20 protein-coding genes, 1 tRNA gene and 3 pseudogenes are annotated in these 21610 nt (G+C 48.1%); 8 read left to right on the top strand and 16 right to left on the bottom strand.

What is annotated here, in order from left to right:
* Positions 1-60: 60 nt before the first annotated feature.
* The 4 genes from P349_RS13225 to P349_RS13240 all read right to left on the bottom strand — a co-directional run bounded on the left by P349_RS13225 (position 61) and on the right by P349_RS13240 (position 4448).
* Positions 61-555: a DUF3158 family protein gene (locus tag P349_RS13225; RefSeq protein ID WP_032650009.1), complete on the bottom strand. Its 495-nt coding sequence runs from the start codon at positions 553-555 to the stop codon at positions 61-63.
* Positions 545-1243 (bottom strand): PFL_4669 family integrating conjugative element protein, encoded by a 699-nt coding sequence (locus P349_RS13230; protein WP_032650007.1) that lies wholly within the window; start codon positions 1241-1243, stop codon positions 545-547. The genes P349_RS13225 and P349_RS13230 overlap by 11 nt, the downstream gene beginning before the upstream one ends.
* A 192-nt stretch (positions 1244-1435) precedes the next feature.
* On the bottom strand, positions 1436-2029 hold the full coding sequence (locus P349_RS13235) for a hypothetical protein (protein WP_032650006.1): 594 nt from the start codon (positions 2027-2029) through the stop codon (positions 1436-1438).
* Positions 2030-2135: 106 nt separating this feature from the next.
* Positions 2136-4448, bottom strand: a complete 2313-nt coding sequence (locus P349_RS13240; protein WP_032650004.1) for an autotransporter outer membrane beta-barrel domain-containing protein — start codon at positions 4446-4448, stop codon at positions 2136-2138.
* A gap of 186 nt (positions 4449-4634) precedes the next feature.
* Here P349_RS13240 and P349_RS13245 point away from each other — a divergent pair, with 186 nt between their 5' ends.
* Both P349_RS13245 and P349_RS13250 read left to right on the top strand, forming a co-directional pair.
* Entirely contained in the window at positions 4635-5183 is a 549-nt protein-coding gene (locus tag P349_RS13245; protein WP_071995302.1) for a hypothetical protein, read from the top strand.
* 432 nt (positions 5184-5615) lie between these two features.
* A complete protein-coding gene (locus P349_RS13250; protein WP_032650002.1) occupies positions 5616-5879 on the top strand; it encodes a hypothetical protein in 264 nt (87 codons plus the stop codon).
* Between the two features lie 73 nt (positions 5880-5952).
* Here the strand turns inward: P349_RS13250 and P349_RS13255 are convergent, their stop codons facing one another.
* Together P349_RS13255 and P349_RS13260 are read right to left on the bottom strand one after the other, a co-directional pair.
* A complete protein-coding gene (locus P349_RS13255) occupies positions 5953-7062 on the bottom strand; it encodes a helix-turn-helix domain-containing protein (RefSeq protein WP_071995294.1) in 1110 nt (369 codons plus the stop codon).
* Positions 7059-7739: a hypothetical protein gene (locus tag P349_RS13260; protein WP_032650000.1), complete on the bottom strand. Its 681-nt coding sequence runs from the start codon at positions 7737-7739 to the stop codon at positions 7059-7061. Before P349_RS13260 ends, P349_RS13255 begins: the two co-directional genes overlap by 4 nt.
* A 426-nt stretch (positions 7740-8165) precedes the next feature.
* Here P349_RS13260 and P349_RS26625 point away from each other — a divergent pair, with 426 nt between their 5' ends.
* Both P349_RS26625 and P349_RS13265 read left to right on the top strand, forming a co-directional pair.
* Positions 8166-8735: a hypothetical protein gene (locus tag P349_RS26625; protein WP_050597490.1), complete on the top strand. Its 570-nt coding sequence runs from the start codon at positions 8166-8168 to the stop codon at positions 8733-8735.
* Positions 8736-9375: 640 nt separating this feature from the next.
* Complete coding sequence (locus tag P349_RS13265) at positions 9376-10059, top strand: RES family NAD+ phosphorylase (RefSeq protein ID WP_050597489.1); 684 nt, start codon at positions 9376-9378, stop codon at positions 10057-10059.
* 43 nt (positions 10060-10102) lie between these two features.
* On the opposite strand, the gene P349_RS13270 is transcribed toward P349_RS13265, so the two are convergent.
* The 7 genes from P349_RS13270 to P349_RS13300 form a co-directional block, all read right to left on the bottom strand.
* A complete protein-coding gene (locus P349_RS13270; RefSeq protein WP_032649998.1) occupies positions 10103-10744 on the bottom strand; it encodes a helix-turn-helix domain-containing protein in 642 nt (213 codons plus the stop codon).
* A 319-nt stretch (positions 10745-11063) separates the two neighbouring features.
* Positions 11064-12197 carry an STY4528 family pathogenicity island replication protein gene (locus P349_RS13275; RefSeq protein WP_032649997.1) on the bottom strand — a complete coding sequence of 378 codons (1134 nt, stop codon included), beginning with the start codon at positions 12195-12197 and terminating at the stop codon, positions 11064-11066.
* A gap of 18 nt (positions 12198-12215) precedes the next feature.
* Complete coding sequence (locus P349_RS13280; RefSeq protein WP_000938043.1) at positions 12216-12755, bottom strand: DUF2857 domain-containing protein; 540 nt, start codon at positions 12753-12755, stop codon at positions 12216-12218.
* Positions 12739-14223 carry a ParB family protein gene (locus tag P349_RS13285; RefSeq protein ID WP_032649994.1) on the bottom strand — a complete coding sequence of 495 codons (1485 nt, stop codon included), beginning with the start codon at positions 14221-14223 and terminating at the stop codon, positions 12739-12741. Before P349_RS13285 ends, P349_RS13280 begins: the two co-directional genes overlap by 17 nt.
* The gene (dnaB, locus tag P349_RS13290) at positions 14220-15575 is read right to left on the bottom strand and encodes a replicative DNA helicase (protein WP_032649992.1); all 1356 of its coding nucleotides are present in this window, start codon (positions 15573-15575) and stop codon (positions 14220-14222) included. Before dnaB ends, P349_RS13285 begins: the two co-directional genes overlap by 4 nt.
* Positions 15568-15942: a hypothetical protein gene (locus P349_RS13295; protein ID WP_032649990.1), complete on the bottom strand. Its 375-nt coding sequence runs from the start codon at positions 15940-15942 to the stop codon at positions 15568-15570. The genes dnaB and P349_RS13295 overlap by 8 nt, the downstream gene beginning before the upstream one ends.
* Positions 15939-16823, bottom strand: coding sequence for a ParA family protein (locus tag P349_RS13300; RefSeq protein WP_032649988.1), 885 nt, complete (start codon positions 16821-16823; stop codon positions 15939-15941). Before P349_RS13300 ends, P349_RS13295 begins: the two co-directional genes overlap by 4 nt.
* 46 nt (positions 16824-16869) lie before the next feature.
* Here P349_RS13300 and P349_RS26325 point away from each other — a divergent pair.
* The 4 genes and pseudogenes from P349_RS26325 (at position 16870) to P349_RS13305 (ending at position 19161) form a co-directional block, all read left to right on the top strand.
* Positions 16870-16960, top strand: a tRNA-OTHER gene (locus P349_RS26325).
* A 151-nt stretch (positions 16961-17111) separates the two neighbouring features.
* Entirely contained in the window at positions 17112-17270 is a 159-nt protein-coding gene (locus P349_RS26320) for an Arm DNA-binding domain-containing protein (protein ID WP_443112198.1), read from the top strand.
* Positions 17266-17546 (top strand): annotated as a pseudogene (locus tag P349_RS26700) (tyrosine-type recombinase/integrase); the annotation flags it as partial. The gene P349_RS26320 and the pseudogene P349_RS26700, both read left to right, overlap by 5 nt.
* Before the next feature lie 151 nt (positions 17547-17697).
* On the top strand, positions 17698-19161 hold the full coding sequence (locus P349_RS13305) for a hypothetical protein (protein WP_032649986.1): 1464 nt from the start codon (positions 17698-17700) through the stop codon (positions 19159-19161).
* 4 nt (positions 19162-19165) lie between these two features.
* On the opposite strand, the gene P349_RS26315 is transcribed toward P349_RS13305, so the two are convergent.
* From P349_RS26315 to P349_RS26310, 3 genes and pseudogenes are all read right to left on the bottom strand, one after another.
* Complete coding sequence (locus P349_RS26315; RefSeq protein WP_071995293.1) at positions 19166-20038, bottom strand: HNH endonuclease; 873 nt, start codon at positions 20036-20038, stop codon at positions 19166-19168.
* A 526-nt stretch (positions 20039-20564) separates the two neighbouring features.
* Positions 20565-20945, bottom strand: a pseudogene (locus tag P349_RS0124350) (phage polarity suppression protein); the annotation flags it as partial.
* Between the two features lie 109 nt (positions 20946-21054).
* A pseudogene (locus tag P349_RS26310) lies at positions 21055-21541 on the bottom strand (transposase); the annotation flags it as partial.
* Positions 21542-21610: the final 69 nt, after the last annotated feature.

Raw genomic sequence — 21610 nt, 5'->3', positions numbered from 1 at the left:
GGTATGGCGTTAGGGTAATCGCGTAGCCGCCTGGTGTCGCGCTGCAACTCATGTTCTGCGTCAGCTATTTTGCCGCCCCTGATATAGCTTTTCCGCCTGCCCCATCTTTTCCTGACACTCCCGCGTCTGGCGGATAATGAAGGTCAGTACCGACATCTGCATATTGAACACGATGCGGTCCCGCTCGATTTCCAGCAGGGCATCTCTGGCGCGCTGCGGAATTTTGGGATCGCCAATCAGATTGCTGAATGCTGGGGTGCCGGATTTGTTGTTCTGCTGGTTACGCCAGCGCAGGAAGTTTGCGCCGGACGGGGCTGGGCCGATGGTGAATATCAGCGGCAGCTGGCGCACAGGGTAGCGTCTGGCGCTCTGGATTAGACGCTGCATTAACGGCTCCATCATCTCGCGCACGCTTCGGGCGTTGCTCTCCAGCAGCTCCAGCTCCCCCTTACTCTTAAAAGGCTTTAAAAGGCCTTTTAGCGAGGAGACATAAGCCAGCATTTTATAGTCTTCATCAGCCAGCGACTGATAGCCGGTTATGGGGTTATTCATCATCAGCAACTCCGGGATTTTCGGTCTTGCTTGGTAGCGGTGATGAAAATGATGATCGCAGTTTGCCGCTCAGTATCGCTTCTGGTAGCGGGCCTAAACGCTCAACGGCGGCTCTGGCCTGCGGCGTGTCGTCGATAAAGTCCTGACGAGTCAGGCCGGAACCGTGATACTTCTGCGCCAGACCGAAGGTGCTGCGGATAACCGTTGCGCCATTATTTAACCGGTTGTGCATTTCCCTGCGGGAGATGACGGCGATATGAGAGGCCAGCAGAAGCTGGCGTGCGAGCTGGTCGAAGTCGGTCAGCAGATAAACACCCTGATAGGCCAGTGGGGCGTTGATAAACAGCGGAAAGCGGGCAGGCTGAACGTTGAAGCAGTTTTCTATATCGATGCCTTCCGGCAATTTGCTGAACATGGCTTTCGCCTGATCCAGCATCACTTGCATCAACTTACGCGACTGCACCAGTTTCTCTTCCATACGCAGCATCCACAGATCGGCGTAAGGATCGTTATGTTCTGCGGCAATGCGCATCTGGTTGAGTATTTCGATAAAACGCGGCATTCCGATGATTGGCGCAGGGCCGTTCTCGGTCGCCCGCCGCCCGGTCCACAGTCGGGTGGCGTTGTGGGTGTGAAGCTGAATATGGATCGCACTACGCAGGGGACCCATGTTGAAGGTGTAGTCCGACATATCTGTTTCCTGTTGCGGATGGGTGTCAGCGCAGAGTGATGGCGTGAGGGGTTGTGAGCAATGGGAAAACGAAAACACAGGTGGGAAGATTGTTTGGCGGAAATTTTGATGCCACTGGCATCACCCTTTTGCCTATCGGTTGGTGGACATTAATAGGTGGCGATGACAGTAGCAGTAATATAGAAACAGGCATTAATGACCTGATGATGTTCTTTCTGCATTGTAAGATTTTACAAAATGCTCAGCCTTTTCAAAGGCAAAAAACTCCATTGTTATTGCATGAATAAAGAATGCAAAGCACATGATAAAAATCGCACCTGCTATTATCGATGAAATATTTATAGCCATTAATGTGACATCATGATGATGCGTTATCAGAGACATCACAGAGGATATCATCCAGGCAATTAATATGAAGAAAATGATCAGGAATGATATGAACAAAAAGAGGAATGTATGCTTTTTCGTCTCTTTATATCTATCGGATAGTTCACATTCTCCACTATCGATAAACTCCACTGTACGGGAAATGTAATTAATGCCTTTAGCCATGTATAATATTTTAGATGGGTCGGATGAGGTCATGATAAAATCAATATCCCGGTACTTTGCGTAACTCCATCCTGTGGACTGACAAAACCAATATTCTACCAAGCGATGGTTGCAGTTTGCTTTTGTATATTCATTTAAGAAATTATTATGTGCTTCCTCCTGACCTTTGCGTTTCCCTAAAAATGCTTCAAGCAATATAACTAATGCTTTCCCAAATGACTCTAGCAATGACATGGCTGTCTCCTGACTTCATCTCTATTGTTAAGATAATGAATGGTGTTCTCATTTGATTGTAAAAGCAATGGGGATATAGGAATTGATATAAACATGAAATGCCATATTAGAAACTATAATTAAAGCCAATGTTTCCAGTCCATGGCGATTCCATCCCATCGCCTTTTTCGTAATTGATACTGGCGTAAATATGCGTGTGTTCCGTGAGCGTTGCGCTGATGCCTGCCTGATAGCTTCCTCTTGTTCCGGCAATATCGTTATTGAAATTATCATCATTAACCCTGACCGGGTTATTATGCACAAACTCCTGCTCCAGCGCGACTTTCAGCCACGGAACGAACTGCATCCCATGACGAGTTGCCATATTCTGGCGCAGTCGGAATCCGACTTGCCCCAGTGCGGATTTAGCCGTACCAGGATGCGCCTGCATACCATTTGACAGCCAGTAATCATCGCTTTGTGAGATGAAGCCAGTGAAACCGACAAAGGGGGAGAGGGTGGTGTTGGCAAATCTGGCGTCATACCCGGCAACCAGGCTGCCACCCATACCGGGGATGGTGTAACTGCCGTCAGCATGGCCACCGGAACTCATGCGGGCATTAAGGTGCTGGTTAAACAGATTGCCTTTCAGCATCCCGTCCAGCCAGAAACGACTTTGATCATAATAGCTGGCGTATAACGCGGCACTGTAGCTGTCTACTGAGCCGTCGCTGTTGTTAGCGAGATCAAGATCGGAACGGCTGTAGCCGCCAGCAATACCGAGTGTAAATAGGCCAGTCTGGTGAGGGATACTTCTGTCATAGCCCATCATCAATCCTCCGAGCCGCTGGCGATATGCTGCATTACCTGTGCGGTTAACGTCAAAGCGATTATTCAGCACCTGCACCCATAGCTCTCCCTGATGCGGACGGGAGCGAGTGACGTCCAGACGAGTTTGCAACGTACTGGCTTCGGCCTGAAAAATGGTGGGCGTGACGTTTGCCATCGCCAGTACGGCTTCAGTCGATGGTGTGGGGGTTGCCTGCGGCGTCAATGACCAGTTGCCCTGACCGTCGGGAGTGAGGCCATATTCCCAGGTGCCGATATCGACCTGCTGGTTTGGGTTCAATAGCGTAAACTGCGCATCGCCGCCGCCGGTCTGCACGACCTGTAGCGACTGCGGATCAGTGGGAGATTCGCCAGTGTCGTTTATCCAGATCCCAAAATCGCCATTGGCTTCCCCGGAGACATTAATCATGTCGCCCTGCTGTGCGGCGATATTGGTATTCATCCAGAAATTGCCGTTGCCAGAGAGCGTTTCCATATTCAATGTGGCGAAGGAAGTCGGGTCAAACAGTACCGTACCGCCATCCATCTCCAGACCTGCAATCTGATAATTATGCGGACCAGCATCGCTGCTGTTTTGCAGGGAGAGTACGCCATCCAGTGCTAAGGTCAGGTCGGAGGTTTTTGCGCCTTCGTTAAGTACCAGCTCGCCACTGCTACCCACTGTGCCAGTACCTGTCAGCGTTGCTTGGCTGCTGATGTTCATCAGCCCATAGAGCCAGAAGCTATCCAGAGCACCATCATTTATTTGGGCGCTGCCGCCCTGTGCTACGGTGAGCTGGTGGGAGAGACCATAACCGCTCAGTGTGTATTGCCCACCGGACTGAACTGTGGTGTTTTCATCGAGTCCGCCCTGATTTTGCATCACGCCGTAAACCACTGTGTCATTAGCGGTGCCGCGATACCAGGCTGAAGGCTGAGTGTCGGTGACGACATTGTAGTGCCATGTGCCGGTGACGATTAATGTGCCGCCATCGTTGACCTGGCTACCTTCGCTTGTCCCGCCGTTGCTGACCTGCTGGATGCCACCGTTTTGTATAACGGCATTTCGGGAAATAGCGGTATTGCGGGTTTCATAAGCGTAATTCCAGCCGGTATCCAGTTCGCCGCCAGCTTCCACGACAGTATTTGTGTCGATGCCATATCGATTAACGACCAGGCCGCCTGCACCAACCGTGGTATTCACAATCTGGCCGCCTTGTTCTGGATCTTCAACGCCATTATTTCCGGCGTTAACGTAAACCCGTCCGCCACTATCCACATAGGTGTTTTCAGCATAACCATTCACCTGTAGAACACCATCGGCGGTTATCTGCGTGTCATAAGCGCTGCCGCCCGGTTCCAGAAACAGCTCACCATGATCGGTAACGGTGATGTGATTGGTTTGCCCGCCATCGCCAACGTAGCTATAGGCGTAGGGGCCAGTGATGGTGGAATCCGTCAGCGTGCCATAAACATGCTGATTACCCTTTGAGCCATCAACGATATCGCCAGAAACAGTATTTCCGGCGTTAATCTGGGTATGGTAATCCGCTCTGGCAGACAACGAGATAAACGGCAGCATCAGTGTTATCAGGTAAGGCGCGAGTTTCATTGGGATCTCCTGGCAGCGATTGTGCTGGAGTCTGGGGAAATCCAGAAAGGGCGAACAGGTTGTTTTGTATATGGGGCGCGGAAGTTTTAGCTGAATGTGGTGGGGTATTGATGCCAGTTGTATCACTCTATTGTCTATTGGTTGAGTATTATTCTGAGTCAAAATGAGATGAATTTAGGGGCTGGCATGGACATCGAGTGGGATGAAATATTTAAAGGCTATGAACCAAGAAAACCGCCAACAGAGGCACAATTGCTGCTGGAAACCATCTATGAAAGTGGTAAATGGGCCGAATTTGTGAGGAACAGCCGCATACAAGGGAAGCTCACCAATGAGGTGCAGACCGCATTTCACCTATTCTGGATTGAGAGGGGGCATTTTATGCGCTCACGTTTGAATGATGACGAACTGCTACTGCAAATCCTCAAGGCGCTACTTCCTCCACTTAAGGTAGAGTCAGGTCTATGCCTATATCGAGGTGAGAACCTGGACTGTTATCAGGCCGGAGTAATAGGCTTTTGCTGGATGGCACAGGAAGAGAAGGCCCTTCCGTTTGCAAGGAGTTTTAACTCTTTTGGCTCCGGAGGGGTGTTACTTAAAGCATGGGTTCCAGCCTCCTCCATACTGGCTGGCATTCATCCCCACAGCACATATCTTGGGGAAGATGAAATAACCGTAAATAAGTTTGAAATAGAGCAAGTTCAAGCGCTTCAGACCTTTCCTCCTACACACTGAGTAATGTGCAGGGGTATAGCGCTATCTGCATACGAGGACCGTTTGCGCACAACTGCTGCGCAGGAGGAAGTACACCGCCAGCACCATTAACCAAAGAGTACGTCGACGATGTAGCGCTATTGGTGAAAAAATCAAACCTGGTTCGTTGCTTTGCCGACGATGGTCGACTGGCCGCCCATTGGGTTTAGTACTGGATAGCGCCCAAGCTGTATTTGATGCCTAGGTGCTCCATCATTCCGTATCGGAGCTGAGTAACCGTAAGAGCGTGATACTGACTCTGACTCTGCTGATAGCCTGCCCCAGCATTCCCCATAAAAATATTCTGAATCAATAATAAACAAAAACAAACCGTTTATTGCGGATGGTTATCACGCATACAAGTTAGCCTATTCTGCTAACTTTAACGTTTCCTTATCTTCCGAGATTATAAATATGAAATTATTATCCCTTGCTCATAACATTGTTGAGATGGTCAAAGGCCCTGCAAAAATTGAAGCGATGGACATCATCAATGTTGCAATTGAACTTGAGCATGCAGAGGACAATATCAGTGACGCCATACCGCACATTACAGCTCGTTTATTTGCAATAAGTTTCCCAGATATGGCTTCCACACTTCCATCAGGAGTCCCTGATGCTTTGATGCAGCAGTCGCTTGAGCTGGTACTAAAATTTGGGAATGGTCATTACCGTTAGGTCTAATTGAGAGAAACTCCCTCAATTGAATCAGGCATCTTTCAATGCCTGATTGCGTTGCGCTTTCTATATTTCAAACAAGATGAAGTGGTGGTGACGGTGCGGAGGATGAGAATCCTCCGCCACTGATGGAGCCAAAACCAAACAGCAAACTGGAGAGCTCATCGAGAGGAATATTCAACTTTCGAGACATTACTGGTAATGTCACACCTTCGGCCTGAAGCATTGACAAAACTTTCTCAATCACGAGAGATCTTTCCCTTTCGATCCCACCAGGTTCCCCATAGCGATACCCCCTTGCGGAAGCATCGCGTATCAGGCTGTTATACTGCCATTCAGATAAAGCCCCCAGATTTCTCATACGGACAATGAGTGCGAACGCAGAAACTATCCAGTGCGATTTAAGCTGAATTATTTTGTCCAGAGTAGGCACTGCCATTTTAATCGCAAGGACGTTTTCCCTTGGCATTAAGAACGCTGACGCAAAAGCATCTGCCTCCTTTTCTATGTCTACACCTTGTAGAACATCATGGTGGCGATGCATGACTAAATGTCCCAATTCATGTGCTGCATCAAATCGACTCCTTTCACCCGTTTTCTTTGTGTTCAAAAAGATGTAGGGGACATTACCTTTCCAGAAAGAAAATGCGTCAATATCTGCCGTGTTCTCTGATAGGAAAAAGACCTTTACTCCATGTTTTTCCAGAAGGTGGATCATATTGGAAATACTTTTCTTCCCAAGATGCCACTCTTCTCTCAGAGCTTCCGCTGCAGCTTCTGGAGCCGTCCCTCTCATATCCGGAAGTGTTGGTGCTGGAAGCTTGAATTTTGCATCAAAGTAGCTGGCAACAATAACCCCAAGTCCACCAGCACCAATAGCTGCATGCTGATCGGCCGCTTTTGTTTTTCTTAGGGAGCGAAAAGATACCGTGGATGGATCTATGCTTTCGAGATCATCACCAAAGAAAAATGACTCAGGGTAGCGCAGCGCCTGAGAGTAAGCCGAAACTGTTGCTGGGGTTGGCTCGTACAGGCAGTACGCTTTTTCATACTCAATAACGATCCGCGAGGATAGCCCCGTAGCTTCGGCCAGCTCTTTCAAAGTCAACTTTCGTCTGATTCGAGCCAGTTTCAATCGGCTTGGGTTAAATAACCTCTTGTTATCTGCATTGTTTATGTTCATTTCATATCAATAGAAATAGATACATCATCGGTGAAATCTTCTTCAGGGAAGATATCCGCGCCATCAAATGGCAGGGCACTTATGATTAGCCGTTCACTCCAGAAGTTCACTTTAGCGAATCCATTAACCACTTTCATTCCAACCGGGAATGAGATTTCACACCGAATTTCTTTCTTACCTGCATCATAGTAGTAAAGAACGATGTAAGTTTTAGTACCGTCAACAGATGTAACAGGAGCTAATCCATCGGTTGAGGACATTGGATGTTCCGCAGGAAACATCTCGATCGTATCGGAGTTACTACTCACGATACTCATGGTGGCTTCACCCTTTGCATTTTTGGTCTTAGGCCATCCATCAACCAAGCCCGTATCTTTATCCCCTGATGTGATAATCAAGTTAATACCACATGATGGGTTAGATACTAGCTCCATACGATTCTGCCGAACCATGGTCCAGCCATTATCTTTAGCAATTAATACACTGCGTAACGATGCTACCAGTTCACTCCAGAAGCGAAAACCGCCATCAATGACAGGATGCAGTTTTGTGGTTCGACGCCTTTCGTACAATGCAGCAGTTAAGGCATCAGTAACATCTTGTTCATCAATCCCCATTTGAACCAGAAGGGACTGGGTGTCCTGTTGTGAGAAGATTTTGCACTGAGGTACGTTCATGAATGAAATCTCTAAGATGGGTACTTCATGATTTTCACATAAAAATTATGACAAAATCAAGAAGTGGATACTTCTTAAGGTATAGTTAAACGTAGTCTTACGCAAATCAGCCTACAGGTTCACCTGTTTGTGAGATGAAAGTATGCTCAATAATTTATTTTTCATTTAAAAACAAATTGTTGAACGCTAACAACCTTTTAATTATAAATTGGTTCAGACGATCTGTAACGCATCCTGAGCCATTTTGTTAGCATCGGCACAGCTCTGGCTATCGATTCGACATTAATCGCTCACAGAACCATACAAACAGGTCAAAGGTATAATTAGTTCTTAATTTATAATTAGTTATATTCATGGCAGTTGATTAACATCTGCTTTATAAATCCCCATATTACATTTCGTACGTAACGTTCCGGTAAACTCACATTGACAGCACTGACCCGTTCTATATTTCACCGCCCGGAGAACGTCAGGAAGCTGAGCGGGCCGGCAGTCGATACGGTAGCCGCCGGGAAGATGGAGTGTGATGACACTACCAACCGGGGCGGGATCAGGAGACGGCTGAATACAGACGGGCAACAGCACCGGATACTCAGCGACAGGTACGCTGACATCCGGCAGGAGAAGCCACTCGTGAAAAGTGTGAGAGGAAAGGCCGTGCAGGCGACAATACTGAAGCTAGGTAAGGCCGCTGGCGCGCCACTCATGGACATGCTGAATTTTTTGCGTGGTCGTGTGGTGAATGGCCATGTTTTTGCCTCAGGGAATAAACATGACCACGATGCTACATGGCTGAAAAAATTTGAAAATGTGAGTTCACCGGAACGTTACTCACCTTTTTACCTATTGATTGATGATGGATTGATTGGTGTTTATGTGATGCCAGTGGCATCACCCTTTTACCTATTGATTGGTGGTGGATTGATAGATGTTGATATGATGCCACTGGCATCAAAGCTTATTTTTGCCGTTTATCTCTACACAAAGGACACATAAAAGTGTCTTTTGTGTAGAGATAAATAAATTCCCTTATTTGTCGCTCTTGGCCTAATCATCTGGCGTTAGAATTGATTCACACGTTTTTTTCAAGTTTTTCGCGCGAAAAACTTGAAATGGGGGATTGAGCTAAGAGGCTAAATTTAATTATTTCCCAGTTGCAGTTCGGCAAATGAGTAGGGTTCATTAGATGAATCGTCTTTTTTACAGCCTATAGGGTGTATTGTTTAAAAACAGCTTATAGGCTGTAAAACTATCTAAACAACGGCCCATGCTATGGAACTGGAAAGCATGAAGCAATCAGCTTTTACAGCCGGTTGAGCGTAATGCCTGAAAGCAGCTTGTAATCAGTAAAAGCATCGGAAAATAGAATGAATACTGTGATTAATATCTATGGCTTACCTAATAGGGGGCATTAGATAGTTCTTGTCGATAGTCGATACCCCCCATCCTTGCTTTTCTTAACATCAAAAATAACATTAAAAATCTTAACGTTACTGAGTAATTATGTAACGATTATGAGTCTGCTTGCGAGCAGAAAAGCAGTACATGGGCAAGCACATGTACTGAACAAAAATCAACCACAACCAAAGGTGAAGCTTATGGCTATCAACCGTTACTTGATAAGGATTTTAACTCTATGGGAAGTATCTCTGATGAAAAACACAACGTAGTTTTAGAAAAACTGGCTCGAATCTGCCTCGATGGAAAGTTACCTGTATTTGGTTTTGACCTTGATGTGAAACGTTTTCAAGGGAAATATTACGCTTCGGCGGAACATTACGGGAAACCAACGAAACCAGAAGAAATGGGGCGTTATAACGACCTGTCTGGTAAAACCGGGGTTTGTTACTTTGCAGAGAATAGCCTGACAGCGCTGGCTGAAAGCTATGGCAGAATGTACCACCACGCCAATGGAGATTTCGCAATATCTGGGGATGCATTGGATATTGCACATATGTATACGCTGCACCCGAAATCCCCATTGATACTGGTTGATATGGCAACACTTGCGTCAATGTTGCATTTAACAGCGGATCAACTAACAGGTGTTGATTACTCGCTGACGCAAGCCATTACTGGTTACCTGGCAAATTATCCAGGGCGCAATTTTCAGGGTATCTACTATGCGAGCCGGCATTATCTCACGGGAATGTGTCTTGCTGTGTTCGAACCAGAGGAAGGGGAGTTGTTTGAAACTCTGGCATCCGAACCACTCAGTAAATATACCGAGCATCAATCACTGCCTGTTGGCTGGCCCTATAAGGACATTACAGCAGAAGAAATGCTTGTGAAGATACTGCACTTCGACGTGACGCTTTAACGCTGACATGGTTCACCAACCCACCCAGGCTGGCGAACCATTTTTATGAAGCCATGTGATGAGCAAAAAGATTTGCTTCACGGCGTAAGATCATCAATTCCTGATCCGATGGATCCTTTTGCAGGATTTCAAGCGGTGTTTTTGCTGTACCTTTGTCATCTATGCGAACAGGGCTGGTCAGGAAAGAAACTCTTGTAATCGCATCAGTTTCCTGTGGCAGGCATTGCAGGATATCTTCCAGGTGAGGAAGCATTCCAGCCCCTTTAAACTGAAAGCTCGGGAACAGATAGTCTCCGCCACGACGCAACGCGATGAGCCTGCCTTTATTAACCTGATTGTTAACGGTCTGGCGGGTTACTCCCAGTAACTCACTAACCTCTTTGGCCTTAATCGTACCGCCCAGTTTATCCAGCTTCTGATAGAACCTGACTGTTGACTGGATCCTGGCTTTGAACATATCCATCTCACGTTCGCTCATCCGCGTTTTCTTTTGCAGATAAGCACCCACGACATATACCAGCAAATCCAGATCCTCCAGCACCAGGATTTCGGACGCCAGAGATTTATCATCAAAATCTGCAAACACTGAAGAAACGATGTGCCCGACCCGGTTCGCTATGATTTCGTTAGGATTAAATGAGGACGCCGGTTTTTTTCTTTCTCTTTCAACTAACTGTGTATTCATACCACCTCCATACTTCGTTTTTCAGGAAGGAATACGAAGTAACTTTACGATTATAATAATCATAAAATTAAAAATCGTCAAATTTTAGTTCAAAAAACGTTCTTGACTATCTGTTGCTTGTAGGGAAAACAACAGACGCCTCTCGTTACCTGCACTGTTATAGCTGGTGTGGTTGTGGGCTGCACTTACATGTCGATAAAATGCATTTTTTTAAACATATAGCCGCAATATGTTTATACCATCGACACGTTCCGACCATATGTCGATAAAAGTGGTTTTTATAAACATATGAGCAGAAATCGATGAAGCCGTCACAACATCAGCCACTCCCCAGACACTGCGCCCTGATCTCAGCAACCAACTTACTGATATCCCGTTTTTTACGCGGTTCAGCCGGTATTTCCGGCTCTGAAAGCACTGGCGGCACAAACTCCGGCACCGTCGTTTTGCCGCGCCGATACTGATTAAACTCACCTTCCTGCGCTTTGCGCAGCGTCGCCAACAGATAAGCGAGCGGGTTTTGTATGCCGCCACGGGCAACGCGTTGAGCTGCGTCATCAAGTACGTCCTGGCGCAGCGGGGGCGGCAGGTTCTGCATGGTCTGCAAGACAAGCTGTTTTTCGGGATGGGTTAACGGAATTTCCGGCGGCCAGTTTGGTGGCGAGTTGTTCGCGCGCGCGGTAGTACTATTACAAATATCTGTAGGTACAGTACGTACAGAAGCCTGGTCCTGATTTGAGACTAAGCCGTCGGGCCCCGGTTTCCGGCTTAGTCCCGATTCGGTACCTGGTGAAATTTTGCCTGGTACCGTATTGAGACCGGACGTTTCTGGCTTAGTCTCCTCAGGAGACTGGCGCTGCTGCCAGCGGGCGCGTTCTTCCAGCAGTTCTATACGCGAGGATAAATAGCGCAGGCTGGTGTCCTGGCGGATATCGTACAAAATGCCTTGCGCAGTGGCGCGTATGGCCTTGTTTTCATGTCGCGAGCACTGCTCCAGCAAATGAAGATAGCTGGCATCAAAGCGCACGGCGTCCAGTACACTCAGCGGTTCATCGTGTAGCGCATAGATATTTCCAAGGATGCGCCCTGATACCCGATCCCGCGCCTTATGGCACAGGCTGAGCCAGCGCGTCAGGCGTAGCATCAGCAATGCCCGGCTGACGGTGCTGCGCGAGGCTTTTTCATCCTGCGGGCGGTTCGAGAGCTGCACCTGTAATTCACTGTAGGAGGGGAATACCGCGCCGCCGTTGTCCTGCGCCTGCATTCGGATCACCTGCCAGGCGAATTTATCTCTGGGCGATAGCAACGGATCCTGCAACAGGCGACGCGGAACCGTGTCATGCTGATTGCCCATAAACAGCAGGCTATCGGAAGCGGTTCCCGGATCCTTTTGCATCCGTTGCTGGAGTTTGTCGCCGGTCATGTTGATCAGCGCCTGGATATACGGTGTCATGAGTTTCCCCTCAGTCACTCAGCTTTTTTCCCACTGGCGGATCAGATTCCAGACCACGGTCAGTGAGAGCGAACGTTCCTGTGCCAGCAGCATCATGGCTTCCAGTGCCGGTATAGAGTCGATGTTATCCACTTTGATCTCCTGCCAGCGATTCCAGAGCGCGGCTTCTTCCTCTTCGCCGGGCACCTGATTGCGCCCCTGACGAACGTGGATGCCCATCAGCCGACGGCGGGCGCTGATTTCAGCGGTCGAGATACCAAAGTAGTGGCTGATTAACGCTATTGAGCCGCCAAGCTGCACCGCCTGGCCGACCAGTTGCTGGAATTTTTGTTCCTGGCGTACCTGAACCAACATTTTGCGCAGCACGTCATGGTTGATGGTGATTTTCAGGAACTGCGCCGAGGTGTTGCCCATGTGCATCAGTTCCTCAAAGGTCAGGGCGTTCAGTTCGTTCAGCTCCTCGCGGTCAAAGCCCAGCGCTTCGCAATAGCGCACATTGCCGTCCTTTAGGGCTTGTATCACCTGTGACAAAACGGCCTGATTAATCGTCGGCAGCATGTTGTGCCTCCTGCTGTAATTCTTTGATCCGGCGGACAATACGGATCAGCCGGAATGCTTTAATAAGAAATTCATCGCTGAAGAAGAAGCCGTCTGCATCACGTTGAAAAAAGAGCGTGGGCGTCAGCGCAGAAGCCAGATCTTCCGACAGCGGGATCTCGTTGAGCGCCGCCAGCAGCGCCCAACAGGCGCGTGACTGTGGTCGGGTGAACATGGGGTGATCTGATGCGAATGGCATCACCTGGAAGCCAATGCCATTTATGTCGGCGTCAGAAATCACCCGATCATCGATGGCGTAATGTTCAGCCAGATCCCAAGCCAGGCGATCGCTGACCGATCGTAAGGACTCCGTGGTATCCCACAGTTGTGGGATGCGCCAGATATCCGTAACGGGTTCGGTTCCTTCACATAAGAGCGATGGTGGTTCTTCTGGCTCAGGCAGAGGTGCTGGTGCGCCAATGTCCTCTTCCTCTGTTTCAGGTTTACGCCTGCGCGTTATCGGGCGTGGCTCAGGTTCTTCCGGTGGAACATAAGGCGGTGGTTCAGGTGTAGGGCCGAGCACGGCCTGACGTTTTTGCTCGGAGGGATCGACGTCCAGCAACAGCAGGTTGTAGTCAACGTTCAGTTGCTGGCTCATCAGCCCCAGCAGCTCATCCTGTACCCGCTCGATGGCGAAATCTTCAGGCTGGTCGTTGAACAGCGACAGCGCAGAGGAAAAGAGATCGTCAAAGGAACCGACGTCTTCGGCGGCATGACGCTGCCAGAGATGTAATGATGCCGCCCGCAATGACAGTAGCTTTTCCACCTGCGAGCGGCCCATTCCCGCATATAGCACTTCGGGGATGCTGGGCAGCAGGTACTCCAGCGCCTGTTCCATCCGGCTGATATGCGATTGATTAATGGGGTAGCCGTCGTTCTTCAGATGCTCCGCCAGCTCCCGTTGTGAAAGCTGACACTCTTCCACCTGCTGGTACAGCTCCCGCGCTTTGTTGATCCCCAGCGCCCGCTCGATGAAGCTGAGCTTGCCGTGTAGATCGTTTTCTGCCAGATGGCCTATTAGGCAGCGCAGTTCGCCCAGCATGGGTTGATCGGATGTACCGGCCCACGGTTTGTACAGACACTGAATGCGCCAGAAACGTTCATCATGCGTTTCGCGCCACAGTTCATTGAGGATCGACAGGCGGGTATTGCCGCCGTTGGCGATGATGAACCACTCCTGATCGGGACGACGGGTGATCGGCGGCGGCGTGTCCAGCCCGCGACGACGGATCGATTCCTTGATGTCGTCATAGCTGGGGTTACGCATCAGTCGCGGATTGAGATCGTAAGGGCGAAGCTGCTCCAGCGTGACGATCATCGAGGTTTCCGTCAGCGGATCGGCGAACCGTTCATCGGGCGATTTTCCCCGATCAAAATTGCCCTGTAGCAGGCGGGACTGAAGTTCCGTCGAAGTCAGCTTGTTGTTCATGACCCGACTCCCTGCTGGCTGAGCGATTCGAAGCGGGTTTGATCGCTGATAAATCGGGTTCGCACTGTGCCTATTGGGCCGTTGCGCTGTTTGCTGACAATGACTTCAGCTATGCCCCGATCCAGCGAGTTGGGATCGTACAGCTCGTCGCGATAGAGGAATAAGATCACGTCGGCATCCTGCTCGATAGAGCCGGAATCGCGTAGATCGGCGTTGCAGGGGCGCTTGTTAAGACGTGACTCCAGCGCTCGGTTAAGTTGCGACAGCGCCAGTACCGGGCAGTTTAGTTCCTTCGCCAGCGCTTTCAGCGAGCGGGAGATCGTCGAGATCTCCTGATTGCGATTTTCCGCGCCGCCACAGCGCATCAGTTGCAGGTAATCGACCACGATCAGCGAGGGAATCCCATGCTGGCGCAGCGATCGTCTGGCCCGGCTACGTAGAAGTGATGGGGTGAGGATCCCGGAATCGTCGAGCAGCAGGCGATCTTTCCATTCTGCCATCAGAACGTTGGCGCTGATGCCGATCTGCTGCCAGTCGTTATCACTCAGATCGCCACTGCGTAGCCGGGTTTGCGAGACGCGGCCAATCAGAGAAACCAGACGCAGTAGTAGCTGTTCCGCCGACATCTCCATGCTGTAGATTTGCACTGGCTGAGCAGGGTGCAGCATTAGCGCGTTCACGCATAGCGTCAGGGCGAAGGCGGTTTTGCCGACCGAGGGACGAGCGGCGGCGATAATCAGATCGGCAGGCTGGAAGCCGCAGGTCAGGGCATCGAGCTGTTCCAGCCCGGATGGTGTGCCGCTGAGGCTACCGCGCTCGGCCTCATAGCGCTGAGCGATACCTGCCAGCACGTTGTCAAAGCAGGCGCTGATATCGGTCAGGCCGCCGTCCTGATGCGACTGAGCAATGGCAAACAGCTTTTGTTCGGCAAAGTTCAGTACGTCGGCAACATTGCTGCGCGGCTGGCCTGCCATATCGCTCAGTTCATTGCCTAATAACAGGAGCTGGCGCAGTTCACCGTAGCTGGCGATGTACTGCGCATAGGGAATGATGTTGGCGGCGCTGGGCGTGTTTTTGGACAGTACTGCCAGATAGGCGAAGCCGCCCACCTGTTCGAGCTGCTCCTTCTGTTCCAGCGATTCGCTCAGGGTGATCAGGTCGATAGGGTTTCCCTGTTCGACCAGGGTTTGCATATGGGAATAAATCGTCCGGTGCGCGGAGATAAAGAAATCCTGCGCGGAAATCTGCGTGGCGACGTCATCCCAGCGATCGTTATCCAGCATCAGCCCACCGAGCACCGATTGTTCCGCTTCGACGGAGTGGGGCGGTTGTGGCCGCTTGCGCTTACTCATCTCGATTACCCTCCTGACAGGCCAGAAAGGCTTCCCACAGTCGGGTCTGTTGATGTGGCGGTAGCAGTAAAAGCGGTAAATCACTGGAGTAGAGCGGCTTATTGTTGGACCAGCCGATTTCAAACAGCGGCCAGTCTCTGGGGGATGTCAGTGAACCGGACGTATCCCGTAGCTCGTTCTCATCCTCCAGGTTGTAGCAGTCAACCTTTTCCGGCGAGATATGCCAGAGCAGCGACATTAATACCGGCAGCGTTTCCCGCGCTTCTTCACGATCGGCAGCTTCAAAGAACACGATCACTTCATCGTCTTGCTCAAAGGGATGCTGGGCGTAATAAGAGCAAAATGCCCGCCAGATTTTCCGTTTCATGCGATGCCCTCCATCTGTTGATGGGGCAGGGCGAGAAACTGCGGGAACAGTTCTTTTGCCAGCATCTGCATGGTTTCGGCGGCGCAAGGTGTTGTGCGACCTTTCGGTCTGGCAGCATCCAGCCGATGCACCGGCATACCCAGCGATGCCGCACGACGATAGGCCACGCTGGCATAAACCGGCGTCATCAGGATTTCGGTGGGCACCAACAGCTCCTGCTCTTTCTGTTTGTGCTGAAGAACCTGAAGCAGGTTGTGATGAATTTCGCGGGCGTCGTTGGTGTGGTCGAGCTTGTTGATCACCGCTTTCAGCGGCGGTAGCGGGATGCCATAGCGGGTGAAGGGCTGGAGATCCCGGTACATTTGCAGCGTACCGCGCAGGAACTCGCGTGCAGAGAGCATTTCCGGCAGTACCGGGGAGATAATGAGATCGCTGGCTAACAGCACCATTTCCAGCGCGATGGTACGCGCGCCAATGGTATCGATCAGGATGACGTCATAACCGGTTATCTGGCGTACCAGATGGCGCAAACGGATAACGCCGTCGGGCGCAGCCTGAAGCAGGCTCATCAGTTCGCCGCGCGGATCGTTGGAGATAATGATATCCAGTCCGGGAATGGAGGTGTGCGAGATGATGATGGCTGGATCCAGCTCGTTTTGCGCGATAAGCTCGTAGATCCCGCCGGGGGCTTCATTATCCAGAGGGTAATAGCTGCTGAGCGTCGGCTGGCGGATATCGGCGTCAATCATCAGGACTTTCAGTCCCTGATCGGCCAGATAGCCACCGAGGTTAGCCGTGTCGGTGGTTTTCGCCACGCCGCCTTTGGTGGAGAGAATGGCGGCTATTAGTGTTGGTAAATCAGGTGCATCTGCGTTTTTCATAACCAGTGCCTTTTTCGTTGTCTGAAAAGGACTTCACTGTAAAAACGCTGATTTGTTAGTAGGTTAAGTTACCCGATCGCTTTGATTCAAAATCAACCGTAGAAATACGTGCCGGTTCGAGTCCGGCCTTCGCACCATTAGTACTTCCAAGACCATCCGAGAAAGTCCATCAAACCCTTTATAATCAACGCTTGCAGCGATTTTTACGTCCTGAGTCGTCCGAGATAGTCCGTTGAAATCCGGATGTCATTGGGGGCATAGTTGGGGGCATCTTAACTTCGATTAGAAATGTGCCCCCAAATGAAGCTCAACGCCAGACAGGTCGAGACCGCAAAGCCAAAAGACAAAACCTACAAAATGGCCGATGGCGGCGGTTTGTATCTTGAGGTTTCGGCCAAGGGTTCTAAATACTGGCGCATAAATACCGACGCCCCACTGACAAAATAGTGCTCTCAGAAAAATGGGCTACGATAAGAAAACTGAAGTATGTGGGCATGTCTTTAGAACGATGGCGCGTGGTGCTTTAGGTGAGTCAGGGTTATGGAGCGATGACGCGATAGAGCGTCAGTTAAGCCACTCAAAACGTAATAGTGTACGAGCGGCTTATTTCCACACTTTTGAGCATTTAGATGAGCGGAGGCTGATGTTGCAGTGGCGGGGTGATTACTTAAATGCAAACAAAGAAATATATGTTCACCTTACGATTATGCTAAATCGAACTAGTTCACAAACATAAACTATGTGGGGTGTTATGTAATCATCATCACGTTTCTCTGAGTTAGCGCTCACACCCGACTTGAAATGTATGCGGAATGAAGCGTAATGTAGTTATGGTTTTTTTTACTGGACATAATTTTTTTCTAAGGAAATTACCATGCCTAAATTAAGAATATATTTCTCGGATTTTTTTAATGTTGCACCAGAAAAAATAAAAGATTATGGTGCTTTCAATATTTCGTTAATTAATGACCTACCATTGTTTATAGATCCATTTTTATTGTTCAATAATGAAAAGTATAAATTGCTGCATCAAAGTATAATAAAGTATGTGTCTTTTTTACGAGACCGCTCTCAACACGGTGAGTTGAATAGCGGCTTGATCAAAAGTTGGTTTTTATTCCCCGAGGTAAAGCAAAACTGGTTAGGTTATAGTATTGTTGGCAATGGTGGTAGTGGCCTTGGTATTGATTTTGCAAAATCATTAAACAATTCATTCTCTAGTATACTGCAAAATTTTGGCAAGGAAGAAATAACGGAAGGTAGTCACCTTGAGAAGTTGTGCTTAATTAAAGAAGGCGTTGGGAAGGACAGCGTCAGTGATTTTACCACGAACTTAATTAAATCTTTTCTATTAAAATACACTGAAGATTTTGCTAAGGATAATATAGATAAAAAATATCTCGCAGAGCACTTGGTGGCGAAGGTCGAATTTAATTATGAAACGCGAAGCTGGTCGTCAAAGAAGTTCACACTACCAACATATGATGGAGATTATGTACTTTTAACACCAAGAGATATACTTACAAAAGATGAAACTTGGATTAACAGAAATGAAATGATAGAGGATTTTCGAGATATATGTGAAAGTATCTCTAATGATCAATTACGTGGTCAGCTATCAGATTACTTTAATAGATGTTTGCCTGATGAGCCAAAGAAAAAAGAAAGAGAGCTAGCTGCGGATTTAACTATAAAGAACTACCCTAGCTTTATAGATTATTATATCCGTTATAAAGAACAGAACCCAAATGGGGCTAATCGCGAGAGCGATGCAAAGGTCAGTGAAACTGAGCGTAGATATGTTGAAGCTGTCCAGCTTTTAGTTAATATGATTTTTGAAAGAAATGAGGGCTTCTTTCATGCAAAGGATGATACATTCGAAGAAACTTATAAACGAGTTAGCTATCTTAAACAAGTAATCGAAAATAACAACGGATATAAAGTCTTCTACTTGAATGGTGTACCTGTTAAACGAGAGGCTGATTTACAGTTAATGTTTCGATTGACATGGTTTGCTAGTATTTCGGACGTTAACAGCGAAGTTGATAATGGTAGAGGGCCAGTGGATTACAAAATTTCCCGAGGCTCCAAAGACAAAACGTTGGTCGAGTTTAAATTAGCCAGTAATTCTAAGCTAAAGCAGAATCTAGCAAATCAGGTAAAAGTCTACGAGTCTGCGAATGAAACTAAAAAATCTATTAAGGTGATTTTGTATTTTAACGATACAGAACTATCTAAGCTAATTAAAGTGTTCAAAGAACTAGGGGTTAAGGAAAGTAAGGAGTTAGTTTTGATTGATGCAAGACCTAATAAAGTATCTGCTTCGAATGTAAAATAACCCCTTACGGGGTTATTTTTTTAATTTTGCATTTTATTTCTTCAATGCTGAAGGGAGGGGTTCTTTTATGGATCATTTTATGACAATTAGAACAAACGGTAATTACATCTTTTAGATGAGTCTGAATTATTTTCTCTGAATTATTTTCAGACAGTGGATTCAAATGGTGACATTCTATGAATTCTTTTCCTATATCACCGTAGTACTCTTCAAAATCGAAATCGCAAACATGGCAGCGATATCCATGTAGTTCTTTTGCTATCGAAACAAGCCGTGGGTTTCTAGAGAAAAAAGAAATTTCTCTTCTTTGTTGCAACCCTTCCGAAAATAAAACCTCACTTTTTAAATCATTGCTATATGTTGACTTTCTTAATTTACGTAAATATCCATCTGCACCATTGTGAATGATTAGCCTTTCTTCCATAACTCTATAAATGCTACCGTTTGGGCGAAATTTATGACTGTACCCTAAATCATTCACTAACTCTTTCCATGTGTAGCTAATTACTTCACATTCAAATAAAAATATTAAAGGAAAGCGTTCATCACCCCATAATGATTTTGACAACTCAGGTGATGATTCATTTAATATAAATTTTATTTTGCATAATATAGGTATATCTCCATCCTTAGCTCTTGTCCTAACAAGCAAGACAATATCACCAATTTGAATTTTATTTATTATGCTTGCAGCTCCTTTGGGTACGCCCCATACGTTGCAAAATCCATCACTGAATTCCTCGTTTAAAAGTTTCTGGGTATGTTCTGGATTACTAGTGAAACTAGCAATATTCTCCGTCTTTATTTTTTTATAAACTGTTTTGGGGAACGCACTCTCTGCTCCTTTTATGCCAACTTCATGGAAGTAAAATTGCATTTATAAATCCCTATGGTTTTTGGATGCTTAGTTTAGATTATTTATGAGAATATACTTCTGGACTGATATCTGTCTACATATGTATGTACAAAATCTGAAGTAGGTATTTGATACCAAAAATGACGGATTTTTGTCATCCCCGGGCAGCATTTTCTTCCATTTGACCAGAACTCATTAGAGGCCCGCTAACCTACTCAAATAACACCATTCCTATCCTGCATTCTCGCGAATTTGCGCAGCCCAACGGCAAACAGAGATCGAGAAAATAATTGATTATTACTCCAACGCTCAATGCTCTCCCCGCCACGCCTGCCCGCTTAAGGGGGCGCTTTTAATGCAGGTGCATGACCGGCCTCAGGGCGCGCCAGTGCTGGCGCTGGAGGAGTATTCAGTTTCGGTAAAACGCATGCAAAACCATGCATCTTATGCATGCATGGCTTTTTTGCGGAAAATGGCGGGATTTTAGAAGATTTTGTAAGATCTTTTACGCGGCCAGTTCTGCACGGCAGCGGGTGTAATTCAGGATCTATGCAGGTGTGAATTTTTCACGATTATCATCGCGCGAAGCCGCATCATGCCTGAATCCAATGGCCGTTAAAAAGTCACTATCCTGCGCCGAATAATTAATTTTATCACCGTCGGCCAGCTCCGCGCCGTGCGCCTGCATAAAATCATTTAAACGGTCGCGGATGCTGATGCGCTGCACCTCCTCATGCGAGCGGATATAACGCTTGGTAGCCTGATTAATTTCCCACTTTTTCACGTCGAAATTCTCGCGCAGCATTTGCAGGCTCCGGCCGCTGTGACCGTTACCGGCAAGCTGTTCGCGATATGCCTGTTCGGCCTGCGTCAGTTCTTCCCTGCGTTGCTGCCAGGCGGATTTATTTGCCTGACAGGTCTCAAAAGCTCAGTGTGGTAACGTAAGTTTCTCCTTATGGCTGACTGTGTTTAAGCGCCAGCGCGGTTATTGGTGGCCGTAGTTGCGGGCAAAGATATGGGTGGCTCAGTTGCCAGGCTCTGTGCTTCACACTCAGGTCATTTAGGTGGTATATGCGGTATACCTGCTTGTGGTTGACGCGAATGCCCTCCTGCACCTTTAACCAAAACGACTTCGTTCGAGGGCCAGTTTTGCGATACGCCCTGATAAATGTGCATCAGCTGCGGGATGTTGAACCTCATAGCGACAGGCAGCTAGGGGCAGACTAACGACATTGCGATAGTCACGTTGCCTCACACTTGCTTCCACGGCTTCCCGCTTATGGCTTGTCGTCAGAACTTACGGCCCAGTGTCGTCTGAAGCGCCTCTTTATCCACTATGGCTTCGGCAAGAAGCTTCTTGAGGCGGGCGTTCTCCTCTTCAAGCGACTTGAGCCGCTTCACTTCGGGGACTTCAATGACGCCAAACTTCTTGCGCTAGGTATAGAAGCTAGCGTCTGAAATAGCATGCTTGCGGCAGAGTTCTCGGGCCGAAACCCCGTCTTTGGCCTCGTCGAGGAAATAGATGCTCTATTTGTCGGAAAATTGCTTCTTCATGGGGGCTTATGTGACTTATGAAGACTTTACTAACATCGC

This window comes from Enterobacter sp. DC4 (assembly GCF_000568095.1).
GTDB lineage: Bacteria > Pseudomonadota > Gammaproteobacteria > Enterobacterales > Enterobacteriaceae > Enterobacter > Enterobacter pseudoroggenkampii.
This window is presented reverse-complemented; position numbering and strand designations above follow the sequence as displayed.